The sequence below is a fragment of the Phaeobacter sp. A36a-5a genome, assembly GCF_037911135.1.
GTDB lineage: Bacteria > Pseudomonadota > Alphaproteobacteria > Rhodobacterales > Rhodobacteraceae > Phaeobacter > Phaeobacter bryozoorum.
The window spans coordinates 166,708-193,581 of sequence record NZ_JBBLYU010000001.1 but is presented as its reverse complement, the minus strand read 5'-3'; the positions used below and the strand labels follow the sequence as shown (position 1 = coordinate 193,581).

The 26,874-nt window shown below is 60.7% G+C and carries 26 protein-coding genes; 17 read left to right on the top strand and 9 right to left on the bottom strand.

All coding sequences use genetic code 11. The features are described from left to right. Positions 1–4: 4 nt before the first annotated feature. Positions 5–913 carry a phosphonate ABC transporter substrate-binding protein gene (phnD, locus tag WLQ66_RS00930; protein ID WP_340544363.1) on the bottom strand — a complete coding sequence of 303 codons (909 nt, stop codon included), beginning with the start codon at positions 911–913 and terminating at the stop codon, positions 5–7. Positions 914–972: 59 nt separating this feature from the next. Beyond that, positions 973–1,791, bottom strand: coding sequence for a phosphonate ABC transporter ATP-binding protein (phnC, locus tag WLQ66_RS00925; RefSeq protein ID WP_340544362.1), 819 nt, complete (start codon positions 1,789–1,791; stop codon positions 973–975). A 177-nt stretch (positions 1,792–1,968) separates the two neighbouring features. Between phnC and rpe the strand changes: the two genes are divergently transcribed. Continuing rightward, a complete protein-coding gene (gene rpe / locus WLQ66_RS00920) occupies positions 1,969–2,658 on the top strand; it encodes a ribulose-phosphate 3-epimerase (protein WP_340544360.1) in 690 nt (229 codons plus the stop codon). A 128-nt stretch (positions 2,659–2,786) separates the two neighbouring features. Here rpe and WLQ66_RS00915 read toward each other — a convergent pair whose 3' ends face one another. The 7 genes from WLQ66_RS00915 to WLQ66_RS00885 all read right to left on the bottom strand — a co-directional run bounded on the left by WLQ66_RS00915 (position 2,787) and on the right by WLQ66_RS00885 (position 12,451). After that, positions 2,787–4,304, bottom strand: a complete 1,518-nt coding sequence (locus WLQ66_RS00915) for a class I adenylate-forming enzyme family protein (protein ID WP_340544359.1) — start codon at positions 4,302–4,304, stop codon at positions 2,787–2,789. A 69-nt stretch (positions 4,305–4,373) separates the two neighbouring features. Next, the gene (locus tag WLQ66_RS00910) at positions 4,374–4,838 is read right to left on the bottom strand and encodes a PaaI family thioesterase (protein ID WP_374015384.1); all 465 of its coding nucleotides are present in this window, start codon (positions 4,836–4,838) and stop codon (positions 4,374–4,376) included. After that, positions 4,819–5,964 (bottom strand): acyl-CoA dehydrogenase family protein, encoded by a 1,146-nt coding sequence (locus tag WLQ66_RS00905; RefSeq protein WP_340544358.1) that lies wholly within the window; start codon positions 5,962–5,964, stop codon positions 4,819–4,821. Before WLQ66_RS00905 ends, WLQ66_RS00910 begins: the two co-directional genes overlap by 20 nt. Further along, entirely contained in the window at positions 5,961–7,160 is a 1,200-nt protein-coding gene (locus tag WLQ66_RS00900; protein ID WP_340544357.1) for an acyl-CoA dehydrogenase family protein, read from the bottom strand. The genes WLQ66_RS00905 and WLQ66_RS00900 overlap by 4 nt, the downstream gene beginning before the upstream one ends. Positions 7,161–7,255: 95 nt before the next feature. Continuing rightward, a complete protein-coding gene (locus WLQ66_RS00895) occupies positions 7,256–8,431 on the bottom strand; it encodes an acetyl-CoA C-acyltransferase (RefSeq protein WP_340544356.1) in 1,176 nt (391 codons plus the stop codon). Position 8,432: 1 nt separating this feature from the next. Beyond that, a complete protein-coding gene (locus tag WLQ66_RS00890; protein ID WP_340544355.1) occupies positions 8,433–10,526 on the bottom strand; it encodes a 3-hydroxyacyl-CoA dehydrogenase NAD-binding domain-containing protein in 2,094 nt (697 codons plus the stop codon). A 278-nt stretch (positions 10,527–10,804) separates the two neighbouring features. Further along, on the bottom strand, positions 10,805–12,451 hold the full coding sequence (locus WLQ66_RS00885; protein WP_340544354.1) for a sulfatase-like hydrolase/transferase: 1,647 nt from the start codon (positions 12,449–12,451) through the stop codon (positions 10,805–10,807). Between the two features lie 314 nt (positions 12,452–12,765). Here WLQ66_RS00885 and pcaF point away from each other — a divergent pair, with 314 nt between their 5' ends. The 16 genes from pcaF (at position 12,766) to WLQ66_RS00805 (ending at position 26,836) form a co-directional block, all read left to right on the top strand. Then, complete coding sequence (gene pcaF, locus WLQ66_RS00880) at positions 12,766–13,968, top strand: 3-oxoadipyl-CoA thiolase (RefSeq protein ID WP_340544352.1); 1,203 nt, start codon at positions 12,766–12,768, stop codon at positions 13,966–13,968. Positions 13,969–13,992: 24 nt separating this feature from the next. Then, the gene (gene paaA / locus WLQ66_RS00875; RefSeq protein WP_260017688.1) at positions 13,993–14,970 is read left to right on the top strand and encodes a 1,2-phenylacetyl-CoA epoxidase subunit PaaA; all 978 of its coding nucleotides are present in this window, start codon (positions 13,993–13,995) and stop codon (positions 14,968–14,970) included. Positions 14,971–15,033: 63 nt separating this feature from the next. Next, positions 15,034–15,318 carry a 1,2-phenylacetyl-CoA epoxidase subunit PaaB gene (paaB, locus tag WLQ66_RS00870; protein ID WP_008557866.1) on the top strand — a complete coding sequence of 95 codons (285 nt, stop codon included), beginning with the start codon at positions 15,034–15,036 and terminating at the stop codon, positions 15,316–15,318. Beyond that, positions 15,318–16,079, top strand: a complete 762-nt coding sequence (paaC, locus tag WLQ66_RS00865; protein ID WP_340544344.1) for a 1,2-phenylacetyl-CoA epoxidase subunit PaaC — start codon at positions 15,318–15,320, stop codon at positions 16,077–16,079. The genes paaB and paaC overlap by 1 nt, the downstream gene beginning before the upstream one ends. Before the next feature lie 125 nt (positions 16,080–16,204). Next, positions 16,205–16,678, top strand: a complete 474-nt coding sequence (paaD, locus tag WLQ66_RS00860; protein WP_008557456.1) for a 1,2-phenylacetyl-CoA epoxidase subunit PaaD — start codon at positions 16,205–16,207, stop codon at positions 16,676–16,678. 10 nt (positions 16,679–16,688) lie between these two features. After that, on the top strand, positions 16,689–17,762 hold the full coding sequence (gene paaE / locus WLQ66_RS00855; RefSeq protein WP_340544341.1) for a 1,2-phenylacetyl-CoA epoxidase subunit PaaE: 1,074 nt from the start codon (positions 16,689–16,691) through the stop codon (positions 17,760–17,762). A 66-nt stretch (positions 17,763–17,828) separates the two neighbouring features. Further along, entirely contained in the window at positions 17,829–18,596 is a 768-nt protein-coding gene (locus WLQ66_RS00850; protein WP_340544340.1) for a Phenylacetic acid catabolic protein, read from the top strand. A gap of 129 nt (positions 18,597–18,725) precedes the next feature. Beyond that, positions 18,726–19,592 (top strand): branched-chain amino acid aminotransferase, encoded by an 867-nt coding sequence (locus WLQ66_RS00845; protein WP_340544339.1) that lies wholly within the window; start codon positions 18,726–18,728, stop codon positions 19,590–19,592. A gap of 85 nt (positions 19,593–19,677) precedes the next feature. Beyond that, the gene (locus tag WLQ66_RS00840) at positions 19,678–20,133 is read left to right on the top strand and encodes a universal stress protein (RefSeq protein ID WP_340544338.1); all 456 of its coding nucleotides are present in this window, start codon (positions 19,678–19,680) and stop codon (positions 20,131–20,133) included. Between the two features lie 168 nt (positions 20,134–20,301). Then, positions 20,302–20,865, top strand: a complete 564-nt coding sequence (locus tag WLQ66_RS00835; protein WP_340544337.1) for a NifU family protein — start codon at positions 20,302–20,304, stop codon at positions 20,863–20,865. Further along, complete coding sequence (gene tsaB, locus WLQ66_RS00830) at positions 20,855–21,451, top strand: tRNA (adenosine(37)-N6)-threonylcarbamoyltransferase complex dimerization subunit type 1 TsaB (protein ID WP_340544336.1); 597 nt, start codon at positions 20,855–20,857, stop codon at positions 21,449–21,451. The genes WLQ66_RS00835 and tsaB overlap by 11 nt, the downstream gene beginning before the upstream one ends. Before the next feature lie 54 nt (positions 21,452–21,505). After that, positions 21,506–21,922 (top strand): GNAT family N-acetyltransferase, encoded by a 417-nt coding sequence (locus WLQ66_RS00825; RefSeq protein WP_340544335.1) that lies wholly within the window; start codon positions 21,506–21,508, stop codon positions 21,920–21,922. A gap of 129 nt (positions 21,923–22,051) precedes the next feature. After that, entirely contained in the window at positions 22,052–23,047 is a 996-nt protein-coding gene (locus WLQ66_RS00820) for a BMP family lipoprotein (protein WP_340544334.1), read from the top strand. 199 nt (positions 23,048–23,246) lie between these two features. Then, a complete protein-coding gene (locus WLQ66_RS00815) occupies positions 23,247–24,776 on the top strand; it encodes an ABC transporter ATP-binding protein (RefSeq protein WP_340544333.1) in 1,530 nt (509 codons plus the stop codon). Then, complete coding sequence (locus WLQ66_RS00810) at positions 24,777–25,871, top strand: ABC transporter permease (protein ID WP_340544332.1); 1,095 nt, start codon at positions 24,777–24,779, stop codon at positions 25,869–25,871. Further along, entirely contained in the window at positions 25,871–26,836 is a 966-nt protein-coding gene (locus tag WLQ66_RS00805; protein ID WP_340544331.1) for an ABC transporter permease, read from the top strand. The genes WLQ66_RS00810 and WLQ66_RS00805 overlap by 1 nt, the downstream gene beginning before the upstream one ends. The last annotated feature ends 38 nt before the right edge of the window (positions 26,837–26,874 follow it).

The window sequence follows — 26,874 nt, the reverse complement described above, 5'->3', positions numbered from 1 at the left end:
GAAATTAGTTGGACTTCAATTTCCGCGCTTCGATGATAACCTCGTAGGCCTCGTGGGTGATCGGCATGAAGCCTTTCGCCTCACCGGCGGCCACACCATAGAAACATTCAGCATCCATCGACTTCAGAGAGGCCATCAGGCCAGTCATCTTCAGCTTCACGTCCTCGGGCAGTTCGGTGCGCAGAACAACCGGGCCCTCGGGAATAGGCTTGGACTGCCAGATCTGCACCAGATCGTTCATATCGACGAGACCTGCATCAACTGCGCGACGCAGCGCGCCGGAGTTGAAACCATCTTCCCACTCACCCAGGCCGTCAGCCCAGCTGACGCCGGCGTCCACATCGCCATTCGCAACAGCGACGATTGTCTGCTCATGCCCGCCCGTGAATTTAACCTCGCCAAAGTAATCGCCGGAGGTCATGGTCGCGCCGGTTACCTGTGGAATCTCGATCGAAGGGATCAGGAAACCGGAGGTGGAGTTTGGATCACCAAAACCAAATGTCTTGCCCTGCATGTCATCGAGCGATGTGATCCCGCTATCCTTACGCGTGAAACCGATGGAATAGTAGCCATAGCCACCGTCGTTATTCACCTTTACCAGGATCGGCTCTACCGCCGCCGGATCACTGAGATAAGTTTTGGCATAGCCGGATGCACCCAGCCACGCCATGTCGATGGTGCCGCCCAGCAGCCCCTGGATCACCCCGTTGTAGTCGGCCGGGGCAAAGAGTTTGGTTTCGACCTCCAGAAGATCCTCGGTCTTCTGACGCAGGCACTCGTTGTTGTTCAGGCGATCCTGAGCGTTTTCACCACCAAGAATACCGATACGGAATTCCTGAATTTCCGAGGTCTCAGCAAGAACCGGTGCGGTCAGCGCGGTGGTCGCCAGAATGGCAGCAATAAGGTTTTTCATTAGTCAATCTCTCTGGTTGGTCATGTCGGCGAACGAACCGCCGGGTTTGGAAAAAACTGTCAGTTCGCCGGAACAGGCTGTCGGCGCGGCTGAATACGGTTCAATGTCTCAATCTCTGTAGAGGTAGCGGCCTCGGAGAAGTCCGCGCCTGCTCCGTAGATCTCGCGGGCGACACCGGTCGTCAGCTGCTCCGGCAGACCATCGAACACGATGCGCCCATCCCGCATGCCGACAACACGGTCGCAGTAGCGACGTGCGGTATCCAGTGTGTGCAGATTGGCGATGACAGTGCGGCCGTCCTCCTCGTGGATACGGCGCAGTGCCTCCATGACTGTCTGGGCATTCATCGGATCAAGCGAGGCAATCGGTTCATCCGCCAAAATGATCCTCGGATCCTGCATCAGAGCCCGTGCAATCGCGACCCTCTGTTGTTGACCACCCGATAGCGCCTCGGCCCGTTTGGCGGCGTGTTCGGCGATACCAAGCCGGTCAAGGATATCAATCGCGCGATGGATGTCGTCCATCGGGTAGAGATTGAACAACGTCGCAAGGCTCGAGCGACGGTTGAGCGTGCCGTGCAGCACGTTGGACACGACATCCATCCGCGGAACCAGATTGAACTGCTGAAAGATCATCGCACAATCGGATTGCCAGGCGCGTTTCTCCTTGCCGCGCAGCTGGGTCACATCGCGCCCTTCGAAAAGGATGCGCCCCTCACTGGCGTCCCCAAGCCGGTTGATCATCCGCAGCAACGTGGATTTCCCCGCGCCCGAGCGGCCGATAATGCCGATCATGCAGGGTTTGTCGATATCCAGCGTCGCGGCATCCACCGCGATCTTGTCGCCGAATCTCTTGGTCAGTTTGTCAATTCGCAGCACCTGAGGCTCCCGTCTCTTTGCGGGACTGACTAAGCTGCCAGATCAAAACTTGTGTGTCATCGCGGTGAAGCTTTTGTAACGGCCGGCATGACAACAGCCAGCACGCCCCTAGGCGCGCCGGCAACAAGCCGCTATACGGCGACGAAACGCTGCCCACGAAACCAAGGAACTGCTGCCATGTCTTTCGACCGCTCCATCAAAATCGCACCTTCGATCCTGTCTGCCGACTTTGCCAATTTTGGTCAGGAGATTCAGGCCATCGAATCCCAAGGCGCCGATTGGGTTCATATCGATGTGATGGACGGGCATTTTGTACCCAACCTTACTTTTGGTCCGATGGCGGTGAAGGCGTTTCGCCCACATGTCAAAACCGTGATGGATGTGCATCTGATGATTGCACCGGTTGACCCCTATATCGACGCCTATGCAGATGCCGGGGCCGACGTTCTGACCGCACATGTCGAGGCCGGGCCGCATATTCATCGCACCCTGCAAGCGATCCGCGGGGCAGGTATGAAAGCCGGTGTGGCCCTGAACCCCGGCACCCCTGCCGAGGCGGTTGCCCATCTGCTGGATCTGACCGATCTGATCTGCGTCATGACGGTGAACCCCGGGTTCGGCGGTCAGAAGTTCATCGATATGACCGCCAAGATTCGCAGCCTGCGGTCCATGATCGGTGATCGTCCGGTGCATATCGAGATTGATGGCGGCGTTGACCCCAAGACCGCACCGCTGGTGGCAGAAGCCGGGGCGGACGTGCTGGTCGCCGGATCAGCAGTGTTCAAGGGCGGCTCCGTCGATACGCCGGAGGTTTACGGAGAAAATATCCGCAACATCCGAGCCGCTGCTGCTGGCGTCTGGGCCTGAGCGAGCGACATCACAGCAGCGCGCTTTCAGTAGGGCGGACACAAGGAACTCCCGCCCGCTGCGACGCCTTTCAAGAAAGGCGCTGAAGCCGTTGGGCCAAGCGCCGCGCGTTGCGCGGCGCGGGCGCTTCACGCCAGCCGGTCCGCGAAATGGGACAGCAGAAGATGCTTCAGGATCTTGCCTGTCGGTGCCGCTGGCAGCTGTTCTGTGAGCACAATAAGGCCGGGCCGTTTATAGCCTGCCAGACGCTCTGCCACGAAGAGACGTAAGTCCTCAACCCGAGGCGCATCGGCAGTGGCCACCTGCACAAAGGCGACCACCTGTTCGTCCCCGTCCATCTGGCGGCCGACAACAGCGGATTGAACCACCTGCGGATGGGCATTCAGAGCTGCTTCGACCTCCGGCGGGAAGACATTGAAACCGCCATGGATAATCAGCTCCTTGGCGCGTCCGTCGATGTGCAGATTGCCGCTTTGGTCCCAACGCCCCATATCGCCGCTGCGCAGCCAACCTTCGGCATCGAGAGCCGCCCGCGTGGCGTTCGGGTTGCGGAAATAGCCGAGCATAACGTTGTCTCCGCGCAGGCAGATCTCTCCCAGCCCGCCGCCGCCGCCCGGGACATTTTCATCCAGACGCACCTCAACCCCCGATAGCGGTGAGCCAACCGATGTATCAGGGTCACCCAGGCAGTTGCGTGTCGCGCAGATCCCTGCCGTGGCCTCGGTCATCCCATAGCCGTTCTGCAGGGCAACGCCGTAAAAATCTTCCGCCCGCCGTTTCCAATCCGGGTCGAGCGGAGCCGCGCCAGAGGAGACATAGCGCAGATCGGGACTATCAAGATGCGCCAACCCCTGTTCCTTAGCGTATTGCATCACCAGCGCGTGCATCTGCGGTACAGCGGAAACCAGGGTGACGCCGCTCCTCAACGCCTGATAAAACCGCGCCGCGCTAAAGCGCGCCTCAAGACGAACCTCGGCCCCGATCATCACGGAGGCGGTCAGAACGGACGCAAGGCCAAACACGTGGCTAAGTGGCAAAACGCCATAGATCACATCTCTTACGGTCATATCGCGCAAGCGAGCCGAGGCACCGCCGCCGAAACTCAGGTTTCCATGGCTGAGCATCACCCCCTTTGGATCACCGGTCGTACCGGTTGTGTAGAGCAGCACGGCCAGATCGGACGGTATCGTTTCATCGCCTCGATCGCCCGCCGCAACACCCTCTCCGGGGGCTGGCATCACGATCTGCAAGCTGCCCAGATCGCCCGGCATCGGGTGTGCGCCCAATCGGGCCGCGTGGGCCGCAGCATCCGGCGAAGCGGCCACCGTCAGCAGGATCACTGTCGGCTCGGCATGGGAACGGATACGCTCGACCTCGGGCGCTCGCATCCGGGCATTCACGGGAACTGTAACACCGCCCAATTGTGAGGTAGCAAACAGGGCTGCAACGGCGACGCAGCAGTTCTCGCAGAGTAACATGACCCGGTCACCCGGCCCCACTCCAGCGGCCACCAGATGAGATCGCAGTTCATCGCAGACGCGGGCAAGCTCACCATAGGTCCACTTCGTGCCGCCGCTGTCGCTGAAGGCCGGAGACTCCGGACGATGGCGCGCATGCTGCTCAAGATACTCGTGCCAAAGCGTCATGTTCGATTCCCCGTGGTCGTGTTGATATCTGTCACCCCCCTCCGCAGACAAAGCTGCGCCGCGGGGGCCTCAGCCCCGTATCCTTTTGAAGACCCCGGTCGCGGTGGCCAAGATCTGCCCGCGACCATCCACCAGCTCTCCCGCCACATAGGCCAGGGAGGCGCCACCGCCTGTTGCCGTTGCCGATGCCACAACCGGCCCGGACCGTGCAGCCGCGATATAGGACAAGGTCAGTGAGACGGTCACCACCGGCGGGTGCAAGGCTGCGTCAAAATGCTGAGATGCCGTATTGCCACAGACCACATCCATCAGGGTCGCAACGATGCCACCATGCAGGAGGCCATTGCGGTTAAGGTGCTGTGGAGCAAGCTCCAGCATCACAAGGCACGCCCCGGTTTGCGTATCGATCTCGGTGCGATACCCGACCATCTGCTGACAACCTGGATCGTCAATGATGCGCTTGGTGCCCCCGGACCCATGTGCTGCCGCAGCCTCGGTGGCCTGCGATATCGGATCAGGCCGCCGTGAGGTCAATGAACCGCTCCAACTGGGTATCAGCATCACCAAAGCGGTGTTCCGCCAAGACGATGCGTTTGGCGATATGGGCCAACTCATATTCGGCAGTCATCGCGATGCCTCCGTGAAGCTGGATCGCCTCTTCCGCGATATGGCGCCCCGTCCGCCCGATGAGATTGCGCGCGGCGGCGATATGACGATCCCGCACCAGTGGCAGATCCTCCAGGTGGCCTGCTGCATTGATCACGGCAGAACGCGCCTGTTCGAGCTCGATCAACATCTCTGCAACGCGATGCTGCAAGGCCTGAAACGTGCCGATTGGACGTCCAAATTGCTGCCGTGTAGTCAGGTAATCCATCGTCAGCCGTACGGCTGTTTCCATCGCGCCAAGCGTCTCTGCGGCGAGCGCAACCTCCGCCGCGGCAATGGTGCCTTCGATACGGTCCGCAGCATTGCCAGCTGCGCCGATCCGCGCTGATTTCGACAGCCGAACACAATCCAGTTCCATCTCGGCGGCTCTGCCGCCTGCCAGCAATGCGCTACCCCGCATTCGCAGACCGGGTGCATCGGGGCGAACACAAAATAGGGACAGGCCGCCACGATCTCCGGGTGACCCCGCTTCGCGCGCGGCAACAATCAGCAAGTCGGCCGCCTCTGCATTCACTACCACGGATTTCCGCCCGGTGAGCAGAATGTCATCCCCCTCGTCGACAGCCTTGGTTTCGATCCAGGTACGCTCATACCGGCTGGCAGGCTCGCCGTGGGCAAAGGCCAGCTGCAGATCTCCAGCGATCAGCCGATCAATCATTTTCTGATCACGCGGCGAAATCGGATCGGTGCCAGAGCCACACAGCAGCACGCCACAAAGAACGGCGCTGTCAAGCACCGGTTCAACAACGCCGGCACGGCCCAATTCCTCAAACACCGTCGCAATGTCGAATCCGGCCCCGCCATATCCACCAGCGGCCTCGGGCAGCAGCGCGCCAATCACCCCGAGGTCAGCAAGCTGTCCCCAAATTTCCGGAGAGTACCCCGAAGGATCGGTAAGCGCCTGGTTTCGGGCTGCGACAGAATACCGATCGCGAAGAAACCGGCGCAAACTGTCCTGAAGCATCTGGCGCTCTTCTGTCAGCTGAAAGTTCATGTCCTGCCTCCCAGAGAAACCTTGGCAATGATATTCTTCTGGATCTCGTTCGATCCACCGAAGATCGACAGTTTTCGATTGTTGAAATACTGGGCCGCGACAGCTTCACTCCCCTCTGGTGAAGAAAGCGCGTTGTTGTCACCGGCTACCGCCTCCGACGCAAACGGCAGGGCATAAACGCCCGCTGCGCGCCGTGCGAGATCGTTGATCTCCTGACGTATTTCGGTGCCTTTCACCTTGAGCATGGAGCTTTCGACGCCGGGCGCCTGCCCTTGGGCCGCAGCTGAGATGATGCGCAGATTGGTGGTGGACATGGCCATCAGATCGATTTCCGCGCGGGCGAGTCGCGCGGCGAAATGTGGATTTTCGATCAGCGGGCGACCGCGATGAAGCTGGTGACGCGCGAGACGTTTCACCGCCTCCAGCCCTGCCTGGCTGAACCCGACACCTGCAATATTGGTGCGTTCATGGGTCAGCAGATATTTGGCATAGGTCCAGCCTTTGTTTTCCTCACCAACCAGATTTTCAGCAGGCACGCGCACATCATTGAACCAGACTTCGTTGACCTCATGGGTGCCATCAAGAAGGATGATCGGCCGCACTTCGATGCCTGGTGTCGCCATGTCAATCAGCAGAAAGGAAATCCCCTCCTGCTGCTTGGCCTGAGGATCAGTGCGGACGAGACAGAAAATCCAGTTGGCGAATTGGCCAAGCGTGGTCCAAGTTTTTTGTCCGTTGACGATATAATGGTCACCATCGCGAACTGCGCGCGTGCTCAGGCTGGCCAGATCGGACCCTGCGCCCGGCTCGGAATATCCCTGACACCACCAGTGTTCACCGGACAGAATTTTGGGCAGGAAATACGCGCGCTGCGCATCGGATCCGAATTTTTGCAGAACCGGCGCAAGCATGGTCAAACCAAACGGAACGATGCGCGGCGCGTGGGCGCGACAACATTCTTCTTCGAAGATGTGGCGCTGGACCGCATTCCAGCCGCAGCCGCCATACTGCTGCGGCCAGGTCGGTGCCAGCCACCCCTGATCGTTCAGGATCTGGTGCCAGCGATCATGCCCCTCTTTGCCGATACCCCGCCCCAGGCGCACAGCGTCCAACAGATCCTGAGGCAGCTTCGCCTCCAGAAAGGCGCGCACTTCCGCGCGAAATGCCAACTCTTCGGTCGAGTAATTCAGATCCATCTCCGCGTACCTCCCCGCGCTATTTCGATAGTGCCCGCTGCTCTCATCCGGGATCTACTTGGACCGCACCTACCGGCGAAGCCGTACCCAGATAGTCAGTAGATCTCGAACAGGCCCGCAGCACCCATGCCGCCGCCGATGCACATGGTTGCAACACCCAACTTGGCCCCACGTCGACGGCCCTCACGCAGCAGATGCCCGACCATTCGTGCGCCTGTCATGCCAAAGGGATGGCCGATGGCAATTGATCCGCCGCTCACGTTGCAGATTTCGTCCGGGATACCGAGCTGGTCACGGCAATAGAGCGCCTGGCTGGCAAAAGCCTCATTCAGCTCCCACAGATCGATATCCGCGACTGTCAGCCCGTGCCGCTCCAGCAGGCGCGGCACCGCATGTACCGGGCCGATGCCCATTTCGTCAGGCGCACAGCCGGCAACGCAGAACCCGCGAAACGCCCCCATCGGGTTCAGCCCTCGACGGCTTGCCTCGGTGGCCTCCATCATCACGACCGCCGCCGAACCATCGGAAAGCTGGCTGGCGTTTCCTGCGGTAATGAACTTGCCCTCGCCACGCACCGGGTCCAATCCGGCAAGCCCGTCCAAAGTGGTTTGCGGGCGATTACATTCGTCGCGATCCACAGTCACCTCGCGGGTGCCAACCTCACCGGTTTCCTTATCTTTTAAAGCCATAACGGTCTGCATGGGCACGATTTCGTCGTCAAACAGCCCTGCACTCTGCGCCGCTGCTATCCGCTGCTGGCTGCGCAGCCCGTAGGCATCCTGCGCTTCCCGGCTGATCCCGTAACGCTCGGCAACGATATCTGCGGTATCGATCATGGCCATATAAACGTCTGGCTTGTGCGCCTGCAGCCAGGGGTCCTGCACCTGCTTCACATTGGGCTGCACCATGGAGATGCTCTCGACCCCACCTGCAACCATCGGGCCAGCCCCTTCGGCCGTAATCTGCTGGGCCGCAAGCGCGATGGTCTGAAGACCCGAGGCGCAGAACCGGTTCACAGTCATGCCTGCTGCGGTCTGCGGCAATCCCGCGCGCAGCGCAATCTGACGTCCGATATTGTGACCCGTAGCCTGTTCGGGGAACCCGCAGCCGATAATGCAATCCTCGATCTCGCCACCATCTAGGCCAGCCCGCTCGACGGCTGCAGCTACGGCATGGCCGCCCAAAGTCGCGCCATGGGTCTGGTTGAACGATCCGCGAAAAGACTTGGCCAACCCAGTGCGGGCAGCGGAAACGATGACAGCCTGTTTCATCTCACCGGGCCTCCTTGTTGAGATCGTCAAAGCTGCGGCCCTCGGCGACAAGCTCTTCCAGCAAGGGCGCCGGCTGCCAGAAAAACGCATCTTCCTTGGCATAGCGTTTGATGTCCTTGAGGATGCTATCCAAACCTTGCAGGTCAGCCCATTTCAGCGGACCGCCCCAAAACCGCGGAAAGCCATAGCCGAACAGCAATACCATATCCACATCCAGCGGACGCCGGGCTATGCCCTCGCCGACAACCTTCGCCGCCTCATTGACCATCGCGCACATGTAGCGCCGCAGGACCTCGTCATTGGCCAAGACCTGCGGCGTCACGCCCTGATCCCGCTGATCGCGTTCGATATACTCGGATACCTGTGGATTTGGGGTCCCGCCGCGCTTGCCCTCTTCGTAGACATAAAAACCCCGGCCGGTCTTCTGCCCGAAATCTCCAGCTTCGCAGAGCATATCGGAAAAATGCACAACCCGCTCACGGGGATCGCGTGTCGGCGCCCGCCGTTTGCGGGCTGCCCAGCCGATATCAAGCCCTGCCAGATCCGCCACCGCAAATGGCCCCATCGCAAATCCGAACCCGGTCATCACCTTGTCAATCTGGTAGGGTGAGGCTCCGTCCAGCACCATGTAATCGGCAGCCTTGCGGTAGCTGTTCATGATCCGGTTGCCGATGAAGCCATCGCAGACACCTGAACGCACAGAGATCTTCTTCAGCCGCTTGCCAAGGGCAATTCCGGTGGCGATCACATCAGGCGCGGTCTGATCTGCAACCACGACCTCAAGCAGTTTCATCACATGCGCCGGGGAGAAGAAGTGCAACCCGATCACATTCGCCGGTCGGCGCGTCGCAGCAGCGATTTCATTGATATCGAGATATGACGTGTTGCTGGCGAGAATTGCGCCGGGTTTGCAATGCGTATCCAGCGCCGAGAAAACGTCGCGTTTGACGTCCATGTCTTCAAACACGGCTTCGACCACCAGATCGACCTGCGACAGCGCTGCATAATCCGTCGCCAGCTGCAGCGCCTCGTTCATCATGGTATCAAACTGCGACTGAACGATCTTGCCGCGTTTAAGCGCCCCTTTCAGATTGCCTTCGATCCGTTCATGAGCTGCGACCGTCGCCGCATCATCACGTTCGATCAGTACTACGGGCAGCCCCGACAACAGGGCGGCGGTTGCAATGCCTGCGCCCATCGTGCCGCCACCAATCACCCCCATCGAGGCGACGTCGCGCGGGGTCACATCGGCCAGCTCTGGCAGCTTGCTGACCGCGCGCTCCGAAAAGAATGCGTGGATCAGACCCTGTCGCTGATCGCTCTCCATCAGCTTCTTAAACAGCTCTCGCTCCTGGCGCACCCCGTCAAGAAAGCTCTTAGCTTCACATGCAGCCTGAACGGCACGCACCGCGACGGCCGGGGACAGCTGACCGCGGCCCCGGGCGAGCACCCGCTCATAGGCCTCATCGAAATCGATGGGTTCCGGTGGCGGCATATCACAGACCGGTCGACGCGGCGCATCCTGGTCCAGCAATTCACGGGTGTAAGCCAGACCGACTTCGCGGGGACTGCCCTCCGCAATACGGTCAACGACCCCCTTGTCGAAGGCTTCTGCCGCCGGCACATGGCGGCCGGTGGTGATGATCTCCAGCGCTGCCTCGGTTCCGGTGACGCGCGGCAGCCGCTGCGTCCCCCCAGCGCCCGGGATGATGCCCAGATGCACCTCAGGCAAGCCCATCTTGGCGCTCGGCACTGCAATCCGGTAGTGCGACGACAGCGCCACTTCCAACCCGCCGCCCAGCGCGGTGCCGTGGAGGGCAGAAACCACGATGAGCTTGGCGGCTTCGATGCGGTTGCACAGGTCAGGCAATCCGGGCTCTTGCATCGGCTTGCCGAACTCGCGGATATCGGCGCCAGCGAAATAGGTTCGCCCCTCGCCGTAGATCAGTACGGCACGTGCGCCTTCTTCCTCGGCGCGCTCAATCCCGGCAAGAAGCCCACGGCGCACGTCAACGCCAAGAGCGTTCACTGGCGGGTTCTGCGCGCCCAGCACTGCAATATCGCCAATACGCTCATAAACAACGGCTTCAGTCATGGATCTTTCCTCTTATTGCGAGCGATGCCGAGCAAAACTTCGACAGGCTCCAACCGCGGGAACGCAGCTGCCTTGCGGCAGGCACGGATCAGGACGCAGACGTCACCCCCGCACATTTCGCCATGCGGAACATCATTCCGCAAACTTGATGCCGACCCTAAATCCGGCTTCGTGACCTGACAAGAGATATCATGCCGCGCGTCTGCGCCGCTTGCCAAGCATCACGATTTGCCTGCGGGTCGTGACGGTGCGTCTCGCGGTATTTGGGCGCTAGACGGTCAGCTCTCAGCTTTCGGAACCGGTCGACGATAGGCCTCGGTCAGGGTTGCATCCACCTCCGACGGCTCATAGACGCCCAACAGGATCCCTTTGCGCACCGATTTCCCTCGGCGCTTGGCAATCTGCTCGTCAGAAAGGGTAATGCGTTGCGACATCCGCAGCCCCCAATCGAGCAGTCGATCGTACATGAGGTCGATCACCTCCTGATGCGCCTTCGTTTTGGCAAGATCCACGAGCTCATCTGGATCCTCCCGCAAATCGAACAGCATGGGCCGAAGCCCGCCCTCAGCGTGCATGAACTTCCAGCGCGCATCCACGATCATGAACAGCCTCGCATCTTTCGGAGCCAGGCCAAGTGTTTCGGACAGGGGGAGCGTCGCATAATCAAACTCGGCCACCGCGTAGTCGCGCCACTCTGAAGTCTCGCCGCGCAACAAGGGCATCAATGAGCGCCCTTCCAGGATATGAGGTGCCGCCGCGCCGCCCGCTGCCTCCAGAAAGGTCGGAAGCAGATCAATCGACTCGACCAGTGCATCGCAGGTGGTGCCGCGGGTGGCGTCGGCCTCGGGCCGCGGATCGTAGATGATCAGCGGCACCTTGATCGACGGTTCATGGAAAAGGTTCTTCTCGCCCAGCCAGTGATCGCCGAGGTAGTCGCCATGGTCCGAGGTCACCACGATCATCGTATCCTTCATTCGCCCGGTTGCCTCAAGCCAGGAGAACAGCCGACCCATCTGATCGTCAGCCTGTTTGATCAGCCCCATATAGGCGGGGATCACCTTCTGACGCACCTCCTCTCGGGAGAAGGCCTGACCAATCTGATTGTTCATCATACCGGCAAATACCGGATGCGCATTCTCGCGCTCGGCGCTCGAACGAACTGCGGGCAGAACATGCTCAGGACCATACATATCGTGGTAGGGCGCAGGCACAATATATGGCCAATGCGGCTTGATGTAACTCAGATGCGCACACCACGGCTGATCGCCCTCCCTCTCCGCAGTTTCGATAAACCGCATGGCTTCACGGGTGAGCCAAGGCGTCTCACTGTCCTCCTCCGCGATATTGGCGGGCTTGTCTGCGTAGACCATGAACCAGCCAGAGGCGATATCGTCACCATCCACGCCGGCGTTTGCAAAATCGCTCCAGGGATTGTCGCCGGGGTAGCCCCGCGATTTGAGATACTCATTATAGGGGCTCCGCTTACTGTCATAAAAACCGTCCGGCCCCTCAGCCCACAGCCCGTCGTCACGGACAAATGGGTCAAAACCGCATTCCGTCTGGCGCACACCGATGATGCTGTCAGGGGCAAGACCCAGACGCTCCAGCCCCTCGGCATCGGCAACCATATGCGTCTTGCCAATCAGGTGGCAGCTCATCCCGGTCTTGCGCAAGTGGTCACCCATTGTCCATTCGCCCACCCGCAGCGGGTAACCGTTGAACTGCACTCCGTGGCTTGAGGGATAGCGCCCGGTGTAACTCGACATACGGGAAGAACCGCAGGTGGGCGACTGCACATAGGCTCTGGTGAACCGGACCCCGCGCCGTGCCAGCCCATCCAAATGAGGCGTCTGTAGATGTGGATGCCCAGCACAGCTGAGGTAGTCAAACCGCAGCTGGTCAAACATGATATAGAGAATATTCATTCACCCTCCCCATTCCGGTCACCGCAAAGATCGCAGCGAACAGATACCTCGCGCTTCTCCAATCAGAGCGGACACTCGCAATTAGTCAACATGTAAACTATTTTCGACAGCCACTGCGACGCTGAATGGATCATACGCGCAAAGGCGCAGAGCGACCGAAATATGAAGGATCAGCAAGAGAACCATTAATACGTTACAGAATTCCACCACTTTGTTCGATTTGGTTACATCTCTCTTGCCCAGAATCACTTCTGCGCGTATCACCGACTAAATGGTCGGCTTATCTACTGCCGCCACAGGAGACGCGAACACCCATGGATGCTTTCATCTGCGATGCCACCCGCACCCCGATCGGCCGCTACGGCGGCGCGCTGAGCCAGGTGCGTACCGATGATCTTGCCGCCCTGCCGATTGCCGCGCTCGCCGCGCGAAACCCGGACGTGGACTGGGGCTCCCTCGACGATGTGATCTTTGGCGATGCCAACCAGGCCGGTGAAAGCAACCGCAACGTGGCCCGCATGGCGGCGCTGCTGGCAGGCCTGCCCACCTCAGTTCCCGGCACCACCATCAACCGTCTCTGCGCCTCCGGCATGGATGCGGTCGGTATGGCGTCCCGCGGGATCAAGGCGGGCGACTATGACATGGCCATCGCAGGCGGCGTCGAAAGCATGAGCCGCGCGCCTTTTGTGATGCCCAAGGCGACCTCTGCCTTCACCCGCGCCAACGCGGTCTATGACACCACCATCGGCTGGCGCTTCGTGAACAAGAAAATGCAGGAAATGTACGGCACCGACTCGATGCCGCAGACCGCAGACAACGTGGCCGAAGACTACGGCGTTTCCCGCGAAGATCAGGACGCCTTTGCCGCCCGCAGCCAGGCCCGCTGGGCCGCCGCGCATGAGGCCGGCATCTTCCAGGACGAAATCACGCCGGTCACCATCCCCCAGCGCAAGGGCGATGATCTGGTGGTGGACACCGATGAACACCCCCGCCCCGGCACCTCGGCAGAGAAGCTGGCGGGCCTCAAGGGTGTCAACGGCCCGGACAAGACCGTGACCGCAGGCAATGCCTCCGGCGTCAATGACGGTGCTGCGGCGATCCTGATGGCGAATGAAGCGGCAGCGGCGAAGAACGGCCTGACACCGATGGCCCGCATTGTTGGCATGGCCGCCGCCGGGGTCGAGCCGCGCATCATGGGCATCGGCCCGGTGCCCGCCACCCGCAAGGTTCTGGCCCGCACCGGCCTGACCATCGAACAGATGGACGTGATCGAACTGAACGAAGCATTCGCATCGCAGGGCCTTGCCACCCTGCGCGAGCTTGGCGTTGCGGACGCAGCACCCCATGTTAACCCCAACGGCGGTGCGATTGCACTGGGCCACCCGCTCGGCATGTCCGGGGCGCGGCTGGTGCTGACCGCTGCCTATCAGCTTCAGCGCACCGGCGGGCGGTATGCGCTCTGCACCATGTGCGTCGGCGTCGGTCAGGGCACCGCCCTGATCCTCGAACGCGTGTAACGAACCCTAGGGGAGGTCCCAGACATGTATGCTCAGATGATTAAATCCGAAGCGACCCAGGACGATCCGGAAAAGCTGGCGGCCTTTCAGGCGCGCATCGACGCGGGCGAGAAGATCGAGCCCAAGGACTGGATGCCCGAAGGCTACCGCAAAACGCTGATCCGCCAGATCGGGCAGCATGCGCATTCGGAAATCGTCGGCCAGCTGCCCGAGGGTAACTGGATCACCCGCGCGCCGACGCTGGAGCGCAAGGCGATCCTCCTCGCCAAGGTGCAGGATGAGGCAGGCCACGGTCTCTACCTCTACTGCGCGGCGGAAACCCTGGGTGTCTCCCGCGACGAGATTACCGAAATGCTGCTGGACGGCCGCATGAAGTATTCCTCGATCTTCAACTACCCGACGCTGAACTGGGCCGACATCGGCGCGGTCGGCTGGCTGGTGGACGGCGCGGCGATCATGAACCAGGTGCCGCTGCAGCGGACCTCCTTCGGTCCCTACTCCCGCGCGATGATCCGCATCTGCAAGGAGGAAAGCTTCCACCAGCGCCAGGGCTATGACGCCATCCGCAAGATGGCGGAAGGCACCCCGGAGCAGAAGAAGATGGCCCAGGATGCGCTGAACCGCCTCTGGTACCCGTCGCTGATGATGTTCGGGCCCTCCGACAAGGACTCGGTCCATTCCGCCCAGTCGATGGCCTGGAAGATCAAGATGAACACCAACGATGAGCTGCGCCAGAAGTTCGTCGACCAGACCGTGCCGCAAGCCGAATACCTGGGCCTGACGATCCCCGATCCCGACCTGAAATGGAACGAGGAACGCGGCCACTACGACTACACCGATCCGGACTGGAGCGAGTTCTTTGAAGTGATCAAGGGCAACGGCCCCTGCAACGTGGACCGCCTCGCCGCCCGAAACAAGGCCTGGGACGACGGCGCCTGGGTCCGCGACGGCCTGCTTGCCCACGCCAAGAAAAAAGCCGCGCGTCGGCACGCCGCCGAATAACCCCAAGCATTCCGGCGCCCCGCCCAGACGCGCAGCGCCCCCTCAGCCAGGAGGATTTGAGACATGAAAAACGAATGGCCCCTCTGGGAAATCTTCATCCGCGGCCAGCACGGCATGAGCCACCGCCACGTCGGCTCCCTGCATGCGCCGGACGCCGAAATGGCGATCAAGAACGCCCGCGACGTCTACACCCGCCGCAATGAAGGCGTGTCGATCTGGGTGGTCGAGGCGAACCACATCGCCGCGTCCTCGCCCAGCGACAAGGGCCCGCTCTATGAGCCGTCCGAGTCGAAGGTCTACCGCCACCCGACCTTCTTCGACATCCCCGAAGAAGTGGGGGCGATGTAATGACCCGCGACGACGCATTTGCCCAGTTCCTGCTGCGGATGGGGGACAACACCCTGATCCTCGGCCACCGGGTCAGCGAATGGTGCGGCCACGCGCCGGTGCTGGAAGAGGACATCGCACTGGCCAACACTGCGCTGGACCTGATCGGCCAGACCCAGATGTGGCTCGGCCTTGCCGGTGAAGTGCAGGGCGAAGGCAAATCCGCCGACGACCTCGCCTTCCTGCGCGACGCCTGGGACTTCCGCAACGTGCTCTTGTGCGAGGTGCCGAACGGCGATTTCGGCCGCACCCTGATGCGCCAGTTCCTGTTTGACGCCTGGCATTCGATCCAGCTGGGCCGGCTGATGAAGTCGTCGGACGAACGCGTTGCAGCAATCGCCGAAAAAGCTTCGAAAGAGGTGGCCTATCACCTGGAACGCTCTGCCGACACGGTGGTGGGCCTGGGCGACGGCACCGGGGAAAGCCACCGCCGGATGCAGGAGGCGCTGGATTACCTCTGGCCCTATGTGGGCGAGATGTTCCAGTCCGACGATGTGGACGCCGAAATGGTGAAGGCTGGCATCGCCCCCGATCCGGCGGCCCTGCGCGAAGAATACGACGCGCTGGTGTCCCGCATCCTGGGTGACGCGACGCTGACCATTCCCGAAAGCCGCTTTGCCCACAAAGGCGGGCGCACCGGTGCGATGCACACAGAGCATCTGGGCCACCTGCTGACCCAGATGCAATGGCTGCAGCGCGCCTATCCCGGCGCCAAGTGGTAAGGCCTCGGCCGGAGAACTAAAGGCAACGCCCGTCACGAGCGGCGGGCGTTGCCCCCCCCACCGCGGGGGCGCAATGGGCGTTGCCCGGCGCACTGCCGGGCGATACAGCCAATGAGGGTAACCGCATGAGCCAAGTGACAACTCAGCCAAGCACTGACCAGATCTGGGAGTGGCTCGACGCCGTGCCGGATCCGGAAATCCCGGTGATCTCGGTCGTCGACCTCGGCATCGTCCGCGGTGTGGAATGGCAGGGCGAAACCCTGGTTGTTTCCGTCACCCCCACCTACTCGGGTTGCCCGGCGACCTCGATCATCAGCCTCGACATCGAGACTGCGCTGCGCAGCAAGGGGATCGAAGACCTGAAGATCGAAACCCGGATCTCCCCCGCCTGGACCACCGACTGGCTGTCTGAAAAGGGCCGCGCCAAGCTGGAGGAGTACGGCATCGCCCCGCCCCAGCCCGCGGGCGGCCCGGAAAAATGCCCTCGTTGCGGCAGCAAGAACCTCACCAAGGTCAGCCAGTTCGGCTCGACCCCCTGCAAGGCCCACTGGCGCTGCCAGGACTGCCTCGAACCCTTTGATTATTTCAAGTGCATCTGAGGAGACCCTGATGGCGCGCTTTCACGACCTTGAAGTCACCGACGTCCGCAAGACCATCCGCGATGCGGTGGTTGTCACCCTGAAGCCCGTGAACGGCGCGGCTGAGGCGTTTGATTTCATCCAAGGCCAGTATCTGACCTTCCGCCGCGATTTCGACGGCGAGGAACTGCGCCGCAGCTACTCAATCTGTGCGGGCAAGGGCGAAGGCATCCTGCAGGTCGGCATCAAGCGCGTCGACGGCGGCGCGTTCTCGACCTGGGCCAACACCGAGCTGAAGGCGGGTGATACCCTGCAGGCGATGGCACCGATGGGGACCTTCTTCACCCCGCTCGATGGTACCGCCGAAAAGCACTACCTGGGCTTTGCCGGCGGCTCCGGCATCACCCCGGTGCTGTCGATCCTCAAGACCACGCTGGCGGCGGAACCCAAATCCTCTTTCACGCTGGTCTACGCCAACAAGGGCGTGAACACGATCATGTTCCGCGAGGAACTGGAGGATCTGAAAAACCTCTACATGGGCCGCTTCAATGTGATCCATGTACTGGAAAGCGACGCCCAGGAAATCGACTTGTTCACCGGTCTGGTGACAGAGGGGAAGTGCGCCCAGCTGTTCGAGCACTGGATCGACATCCAGTCGGTCGACACCGCCTTTATCTGCGGCCCGGAGCCGATGATGCTGGGTATCGCTGCGGCACTGCGCACCGCCGGTCTAAGCGATAGCCAGATCAAGTTCGAACTCTTCGCCTCCGCCCAGCCGGGCCGCGCAAAACGCAAGGCCACCGCAACGGATGCGGCCAGCAGCGCCAACCAAACCAAGGCCGCGATTACCCTGGACGGCGCCACCCAGACCATCGAAATGGGCAAGGACATGACCCTGCTGGACGCGGCGCTCGAGAACGCCATGGACGCGCCCTATGCCTGCAAGGCAGGTGTATGCTCCACCTGCCGCTGCAAGGTGCTGGAGGGCGAGGTCGAAATGGTCGCCAACCACGCGCTGGAGGATTACGAGGTCGAAAAGGGCTATGTGCTGTCCTGCCAGGCCTATCCGCTGAGTGATCAGGTGGTGGTGGACTACGATCAATAGCCCACTAGGTTAGAGCCCGAGCGATCAGGACAAAACACACAGCAACAGACTCAAGAGGACAATCGCATGAGTGACGAGATGAGCATTGAGAGCTATCTGGCGGCCGGTGGCGTCCTCAGCAATCCTTCCAACGTACCGCCACGCTATCGCGCTGAGCTGATGACCATCATGGCCAGTTTCGTGGATAGCGCGCTGGCGGGAGCGGCGGGGTTTGTCGATATCATAAACGAAGGCCCGGGGATCAAATCGCGCATGGCTGCCGCCCGGATCGTATTGGAAAAAACCGCCAATGCAGACCGGGTCTTGCAGGTCATGGGCGATTTCGGGGCCGACACGGAGCGCTATGTAGACCACCACCCCTGGACAGCCCGACTGGACCGCGAGGCTGGACTGGATCAGGCCAGATCCAAACATGACCGGCGCCTTGCTGTGTTCAATTACCCGCTTGAAGGCTGGGCCGATGCAGTGGTGATGAACCTTTTGATGGGACGCGCCGTTGCCGTGCAATTGGCAGAACTGTCCATGATCTCCTACCAGCCCTTGGCCGAGGCCTTCCGCGCCATTCAACCGATTGAGGCGCATCACGCGCGGCTTGCCCATGAAGGCCTGTCGCGTCTCGTCCAGGAAGGCGACATCGGCATGTTGCAGGAGTCCATCGGTTACTGGTGGCCACGTGTCGCCATCAGCTTTGGGGTCGATGACTCCGACAAATTCGAAGCCCTTCTCACACTGGGGTTGCGCCATCGCAGCAACGCAGAGCTGCGCGCACGGTGGCAAAGCGAGATGCGTGGCGTGTTGCGAGAGCTGGGGCTGGAAGCTCCCGAACCGGCCTGAAGCGGCGGCATCAAGGCACCGCCCGACACCCACCCATATGGCGGAAGAACCCAGCGGAAAAGGTCTGGACGACTGACCCATCGCGTCCTAGGGTCAGCCTGTTCCAGCACCCCAAAAACGAGGCCCGACATGGCGATCAGCAAGACCATTCGCACCTATTTCAACGGCAGCTGGCATGAGGGCGATGTGGCAATCATGAAGGCCGCTGACCATGCGGCTTGGCTTGGATCGTCGGTTTTCGACGGTGCGCGGCTGTTCGATGGTGTCACGCCCGACCTTGATCTGCACTGCGCCAGAGCCAACGCATCGGCCCACGCGCTGATGATGGCTCCAACCGTCAGCGTCGAAGATATGGTCGCCATCGCCAAAGAGGGTCTCGCTCTCTTTGCACCAGATGCCGCGGTCTACATCCGCCCTATGTACTGGGCGGCCGAGGGCGATTCCACGATGATCGCACCGGAACCCGCAAGCACCCAGTTTGCTCTTTGTCTGGAAGAAATCGCTATGGCTGCCCCGACAGCTGTAGCGACTCTGACACGCACCTCCTTCCGCCGGCCCGTGCTGGAGAGTTCTGTGGTCAATGCAAAGGCCGGTTGCCTTTATCCGAACAACGCCCGCATGCTGCGTGAAGCGCGCGCAAAAGGATTCAGCAACGCGCTCGCCCTCGATGCCATGGGGAATGTCGCTGAGACCGCCACGGCCAATATTTTCATGGTGCGTGACGGAGAGGTCTTTACTCCGATTGCAAATGGCACCTTCCTTGCAGGGATCACCCGTGCTCGTCACATCGCAAACCTGCGCTCAGATGGTGTCACCGTTCATGAAACAGTGCTTGGCTATAAAGACTTTGAAGACGCCGACGAAGTTTTCATGTCCGGCAATATGAGCAAGGTCACGCCAGTTGCCGCCTTTGACGATCGGCAATACCAGATCGGACCAATCGCCAAGCGCACACGGGATCTCTATTGGGATTGGGCAACAAGCAGCCGTGGATAGCTGCGTGCGACTAGCCTTTGTGCTCATCTATTGCGCCGGGGGATGGCTTGCGCCATGATCCAGACGGAACAACCAGAGGATCAATATGCGCAAATTTCTTGTGGTATTGGATGACAGCCGCGAATGCCTGAACGCCATGCGGTTCGCCGCCATGCGTGCCGCCAAGACTGGCGGCGGAGTTGAAATCCTTTCGGTGATTCCACCCGACGAATTCAATCATTGGATTGGCGTCGGCGAAGTGATGCGCGAAGAGGCCCGCGAACGCATACACGCCCATTTTGAAGTATTCGCGAAGTGGATGCGCGACCGGCAAGGTATCGAACCCAAACTCGTGATCCGCGAAGGCGAAGCGGTGCCAGAGATTATCGCCCAGATCGAATCTGATCCCGAAATCGGCGTATTGGTACTGGGCGCCGGTGACGACCGCAAAGGCCCTGGTCCCCTCGTCACCCAGCTAAGTCGCTCATCCGGCAGCCTGCCGGTCCCGATCACAATCGTACCCGGCGATCTGTCTAAAGAAAAACTGGAAGCGATCACCTGATCGCTGCCAAGCTGACCGACCTGCGGGTTGCACGAACTCGCCGCGAGTGGATCCGAAGCGAAAGGCCCCAGCGCGCGCCACAAGGTTCCGCAACTTTAGAACCGTTCCAAATCTTGACTTAAGCCCACCGGAGGCGCATATCTCTGCCACGCTTTAAGGAGGCCCGACATGTTCATTCAGACAGAATCCACGCCCAACCCGGCGACGCTGAAATTCCTGCCGGGCCAGACCGTACTGGAAATGGGCACAGCTGATTTTCCCAGCGCAGAGGCCGCAGGCTCATCGCCTTTGGCGCAGCGCATTTTTGCTGTTGCAGGCGTGACTGGCGTGTTCTTCGGCAACGATTTCGTAACCGTGACCAAGGCAGAGACGGTTGAATGGGACCACATCAAACCGGCGATCCTCGGCGCGGTGATGGAACATTTCCAGTCCGGTCAGCCGGTGATTTCCGAAGGTGGCGAACAGACCTCTGGCCATGCGGAACACACCGGTGAGGATGGCGAAATCGTCAACCAGATCAAAGAGCTTCTGGACAGCCGCGTACGCCCTGCTGTGGCTCAGGATGGCGGCGATATCACCTTCCACGGCTTTGACCGTGGTGTGGTCTACCTGCATATGCAGGGCGCCTGCGCAGGCTGCCCATCGTCGACACTGACGCTGAAGATGGGCATCGAAAACCTGCTGCGCCACTACATCCCCGAAGTGACCGAGGTTCGCCCCGTTGCCGTCTGACGCTCTCGTCCTTGGCTTTGATACATCGGCCGCGCATTGCGCGGCCGCTTTGTTGCGTGGGGACACGGTGCTGGCCTCCCGATTGGAGGAGATGACTCGCGGCCAGGCCGAACGATTGATGCCGTTGCTGGACGAGGTGCTCGCCGAAGGTGGCGCAGCTTGGGCGGATCTTGATGCCATTGGTGTCGGTATCGGACCCGGAAACTTCACAGGCATTCGCATCGCCGTGTCCGCTGCACGCGGTTTGGCGCTGGGGCTGGATATTCCGGCAGTCGGTGTAAACGGATTTGACGCACGCCATCACCCCGGCACTCTCGCTGCGGTGCCCGCACCTCGCGATCATGTCTATGCACTGCCTCCCGGAGGCGAGCCCCGGCTGATGCCACTTGTTGAAGCGCAGGCGGTTGCCGCCGCGCATGATCTAGAGTTGCTGGCCGAGGCAACTCCGCCGGATATCGCCGAAGCCATCGCCCGCAACGCCGCCGACCGTTACCAAACAGAAGCAGTTGCCCCTGCCCCGCTGTACCTGCGGGCTGCTGATGCCGCGCCGGCAAGAGACGCCCCACCAACGCTGATTGATGGCTGATACCTTCGGTCGACCATGCTACGAAACTGTCCCTCAAATCTGACACCACAGGACATGGCCCACACCCATCGGGCTGCCTTTGTGCAGGGGCGCCCGTGGTCTTCGGATGAATTTTCTGCCCTGCTCGACAGCCCGTTCAGCTATGCTGTCGGCGATACACGATGCTTTGCCTTGGGACGCGTTGTCGCTGGAGAGGCCGAACTGCTGACCATAGCGACCCACCCTGACTACCGGCGTCAAGGGTTTGCGCGTATGGTCTTGGACAGCTGGCAGGAAGCCGCGCTGGCCAGAGATGCAACCGATGGCTTTCTGGAAGTTGCCGCAGACAACCGATCGGCGCGTGCCCTGTATCACTCCTATGGATTCGCCGAAACCGGGCGGCGGGTCGGCTACTACCCGCGCGAAGGCGCGTCTTCAGTGGACGCAGTGCTCATGTGCGTCAGTTTACGCAAGGCCGAAACCGCAGAATAACACCAAAAGGTCAAAAAACGGTTGACCCTTTCCGCAGGCTACGGCCTAAATTGTCGCACCTTTTTAAAAACACATGGGTTGGGGCGGTCAAACTGGCCGCAACAAGAACAACAAATTGGGAGTACCCCTATGACCCTGATGAAATCCCTGATGAGCGCCGCGGCGGCCGTGGCGCTGACAGCGGGTGCCGCATTGGCAGAGCCTGCACTGATCTTTGATCTGGGCGGCAAGTTCGACAAATCGTTCAACGAAGCCGCCTTCACCGGCGCGCAGCGTTGGGCTGAGGAAACCGGCGAAAGCTTCCGCGAAATCGAACTGCAATCCGAAGCTCAGCGTGAGCAGGCCCTGCGTCGCTTTGCCGAAGCGGGCGCGAACCCGATCGTCATGGCCGGTTTTGCTTTTGCCGACGCTCTGGGCCAGGTTGCAGCCGACTACCCCGACACCAAATTCGTGATCATCGACATGGTTGTTGATGCGCCGAATGTGCGTTCTGTCGTCTTCAACGAACATGAAGGCTCCTACCTTGTCGGTATGCTGGCGGCCAAAGCGTCCAAATCGGGAACAGTGGGCTTCATCGGCGGTATGGATATCCCGCTGATCCGCAAATTTGCCTGCGGCTACGCCGAGGGCGTGAAGGCCGCAAACCCGGACGCAACTGTGATCGCCAATATGACCGGCACCACCCCTGCGGCCTGGAATGACCCGGTCAAGGGCTCCGAACTGACGAAGGCGCAGATCAGCCAGGGCGCTGATGTTGTCTATGCAGCTGCGGGCGGCACTGGTGTTGGCGTACTGCAGACCGCCGCCGACGAAGGCATCCTGTCAATCGGTGTGGACAGCAACCAGAACCACCTGCACCCAGGCAAAGTTCTGACGTCCATGATGAAGCGGGTCGACAACGCTGTGTTTGAAGCCTTCTCCGACGGTCCTGACCTGGAAACCGGCTTCTCCGTCATGGGCCTGTCGAACGGCGGCGTCGGCTTTGCGGTTGACGATAACAACGCATCGCTGATCACCGAAGAGATGCAGGCCGCCGCTGATGAAGCCGCAGCCAAGATCGCAACCGGCGAAATCACCGTGCATGACTACATGTCGGATGACAGCTGCCCGGCTCTATCCTTCTAAGTACTGAACTGCCCCCCGGCCCACCGTGATCCTCTTGATGATTATGGTGGTGACCGGGGGTTTCATATTGCCCGGAGGCTGCGCCTTTGCCGCCTCCGGGTTTGGTTTTTCCTAGGTTGGCCAAATTGCACATGTTAACCGCCGCTCGCTTCGGCGTGAATCTGTGCCAACCGATCCAGGATGAATAAGGGGAGCCCGAATGACGGCACCAGCAATTGAACTAAAAGGCATCTCCAAGGCCTTTGGCCCCGTTCAGGCCAATAAGGATATCTCAATCCGTGTTTCCCCCGGCACGATCCATGGGATCATCGGCGAGAATGGCGCAGGCAAATCAACGCTGATGAGTATCCTGTACGGTTTTTACAAAGCCGATAAGGGTGAGGTCTGGATTCACGGGAAACGTACCGAGATTCCCGACAGCCAGGCGGCGATCTCGGCAGGGATCGGCATGGTATTCCAGCACTTCAAGCTGGTTGAGAATTTCACGGTACTGGAGAACATCATCCTCGGCGCCGAGGATGGCAAACTGTTGAAGCCCTCTCTCAGCAAGGCCCGAAATTCGCTGAAAGACCTGGCAGCAGAATATGAGCTGAACGTTGATCCCGATGCCCGTATCGACGAAATCGGTGTCGGCATGCAGCAGCGTGTCGAGATCCTGAAGGCGCTATACCGCCAGGCCGATATTCTGATTCTGGACGAGCCGACAGGGGTTCTGACCCCGGCAGAGGCCGACCAGCTGTTCCGCATTCTGGACAGGCTGCGCGCCGAGGGCAAAACGATCATCCTGATCACTCACAAACTGCGCGAAATCATGGAGTATACCGATACGGTGTCGGTGATGCGCCGCGGCCAGATGACCGCGACCGTGAAAACCGCTGAAACCAGCCCCGAACATCTGGCCGAACTGATGGTGGGACGCAAGGTGCTGCTGCGGGTGGACAAGGTTCCCGCCACTCCCGGCAAGCCGATCCTTGAGATCGAGAACCTCAGTGTTGTCGATGAGGCGGGCGTTGCGCGGGTTAAGAATATCGACCTGACCGTGCGTGCGGGAGAGATCCTTGGCATCGCCGGGGTGGCCGGCAACGGTCAATCCGAACTGATGGAGGTGCTCGGTGGCATGCGCGAAGGTCAGGGCACCATTCGTCTCAATGGATCGCCGCTGCCCCTGTCAGGTGCCGGATCCGATGCCCGCGCCCGTCGCGCAGCACATGTGGCCCACGTTCCCGAAGACCGTCAGCGCGAAGGTCTGATCATGGACTTCCACGCTTGGGAAAACGTGGCGTTCGGCTATCATCACGCGCCCGAATACCAACGCGGCCTGTTAATGAACAATGCTGCGCTGCGCGCCGATACCGAGGCCAAGATGGCCAAGTTTGACGTACGCCCCCCGGACCCCTGGCTTGCGGCCAAGAATTTCTCCGGCGGCAATCAGCAGAAAATCGTTGTTGCCCGCGAAATCGAGCGCAACCCTGACCTGTTGCTGATTGGGCAGCCGACACGGGGCGTCGATATCGGCGCCATTGAGTTTATTCACAAGCAAATCGTCGAATTGCGCGATCAGGGCAAGGCGATCCTGCTGGTCTCGGTTGAACTGGAGGAAATCCTGTCACTCGCCGACCGTGTTGCAGTGATGTTTGACGGAATGATCATGGGCGAGCGCCCGGCCGATCAGACCGATGAGAAAGAGCTGGGCCTGTTGATGGCCGGTGTCGCGGGGGAGGCCGCGTAAATGGATAAAATGCCTAAATGGGCCGATGTCGTACTGATCCCGCTGATCAGCCTCGTATTGGCCGCTATTCTGTCTGCCTTGGTGATTCTTGGCATTGGCGAAGACCCGATTGCCGCCGTGAAGCTGATGGTTTCGGGCGCGCTTGGATCCACTTATGGCTGGGGCTATACGCTCTATTATGCCACCAACTTCCTGTTCACGGGTCTGGCCGTTTCCGTGGCCTTCCACGCCCGGCTTTTCAACATCGGTGGTGAAGGTCAGGCGATGCTCGGTGGTTTGGGTGTGGCCCTCGTATGCCTTTATATTCCCTGGCCGCATTGGTCGCTGGCACTGATCTTTGCCAGCCTGGGTGCTGCCCTTTTTGGTGCGGCCTGGGCCGCGATCCCCGCCTATCTTCAGGCGAAGCGCGGCAGCCATATCGTGATCACCACAATCATGTTCAACTTTATTGCGGCGGCCGTTCTGAACTACGTGCTGGTCAATCTCCTGCGTCCAGAAGGTTCGATGGACCCGGCGACAGCCCGTTTTGCCGAAGCTGTCCACCTGCCGTCCTTGCATGAGCTCCTCGCACCTATCGGGATCGAGTTTTCCAAGGCGGCACCTGCCAATGTGAGCTTCCTCGTCGCGCTTGCTGCTTGCGTTGCGGTCTGGTTGCTGATCTGGCGTACCAAACTGGGCTACGAGATCCGGGCCTATGGCAACTCCGAATATGGCGCGCTTTACGCCGGAATCTCGCCGGTCAAGATCACCATGATTGCGATGCTGATCTCTGGCGGTCTGGCGGGCATGATGGCCACCAACAATGTGATGGGCGAGGCCGAGCGCCTGGTATTGAACTCAACCGAGGGCGCCGGTTTCATCGGCATCGCCGTGGCACTCATGGGGCGCAGCCATCCCTTTGGCGTGTTTCTGGCCGCGATCCTGTTCGGGTTCCTCTATCAGGGCGGCGCGGAGCTGGCGCTATGGACCAGCATCCCGCGGGAACTGATCGTCGTCATTCAGGCACTGGTGATCCTATTCACAGGCGCGCTGGACAATATGGTACGAGGACCGCTTGAACGGATCTTCCTTGCTCTGCGCCGGGGGAAAGCGTGATGGATTTTCTGACTCTAATCCAGGTGCTCGACAGCACCGTTCGCCTCGCAACACCGCTGCTGCTGGCCTGTCTGGCTGGACTGTTCTCCGAACGGGCGGGGATCTTCGATATCGGCCTTGAAGGCAAAATGCTGATGGCCGCTTTCTTCTCGGCGGCGGTGGCTGCGACCACTGGCAATGTCTGGCTCGGCCTCCTGGCCGGTATCGCATCATCGCTGGTTCTCAGCGGCCTGCACGGGCTCGCCTCGATCACCTTCCGTGGCAACCAGCTGATCTCCGGTGTGGCGATCAACTTCCTTGCCGCAGGCATGACCGTACTGATCGCGCAGGACTGGTTCCAGCAGGGCGGGCGCACACCCTCGCTGTTCTCGGGCGGCCGATTTGAACCTCTCAGCCTGCCGTTTGCAGATGCGCTGGCGGATGTCCCTGTGTTGGGCCCGATCTATAGCGAGCTGCTTTCCGGTCACTCCGTGCTGGTCTACCTGGCGTTCCTCGCGGTGCCTGCTACCGCCTGGATCCTCTTTGGTACGCGCTTTGGCCTACGCCTGCGCGCGGTCGGGGAAAACCCCGCAGCTGTCGATACCGCCGGTGTGTCCGTGGTCGGTCTGCGCTATGCGGCGGTAATGATCTGTGGCCTGCTCTGCGGCATTGCCGGCGCCTATCTAGCAACAGCGCTACAGGCCGGGTTCGTAAAGGACATGACAGCCGGTCGCGGCTTTATCGCCCTGGCAGCGCTCATTTTCGCGAAATGGCGCCCCTGGCACGCGCTTGGTGCCTGCCTTCTGTTCGGCCTGCTTCAAGCGGTGGCCCTGCGTTTTCAGAACATCGAAATCGGCAACTTTGTGATTCCGGTGCAGATGATGGACGCCCTGCCCTACATCCTGACTGTGGTGATCCTGGCAGGCTTCGTCGGCAAGGCGGTTCCGCCCAAAGCCGGTGGAGAACCCTACGTAAAGGAGCGCTGATAGAGCCATCAATTTGGTACAGCCCGCAGGGCTGTACC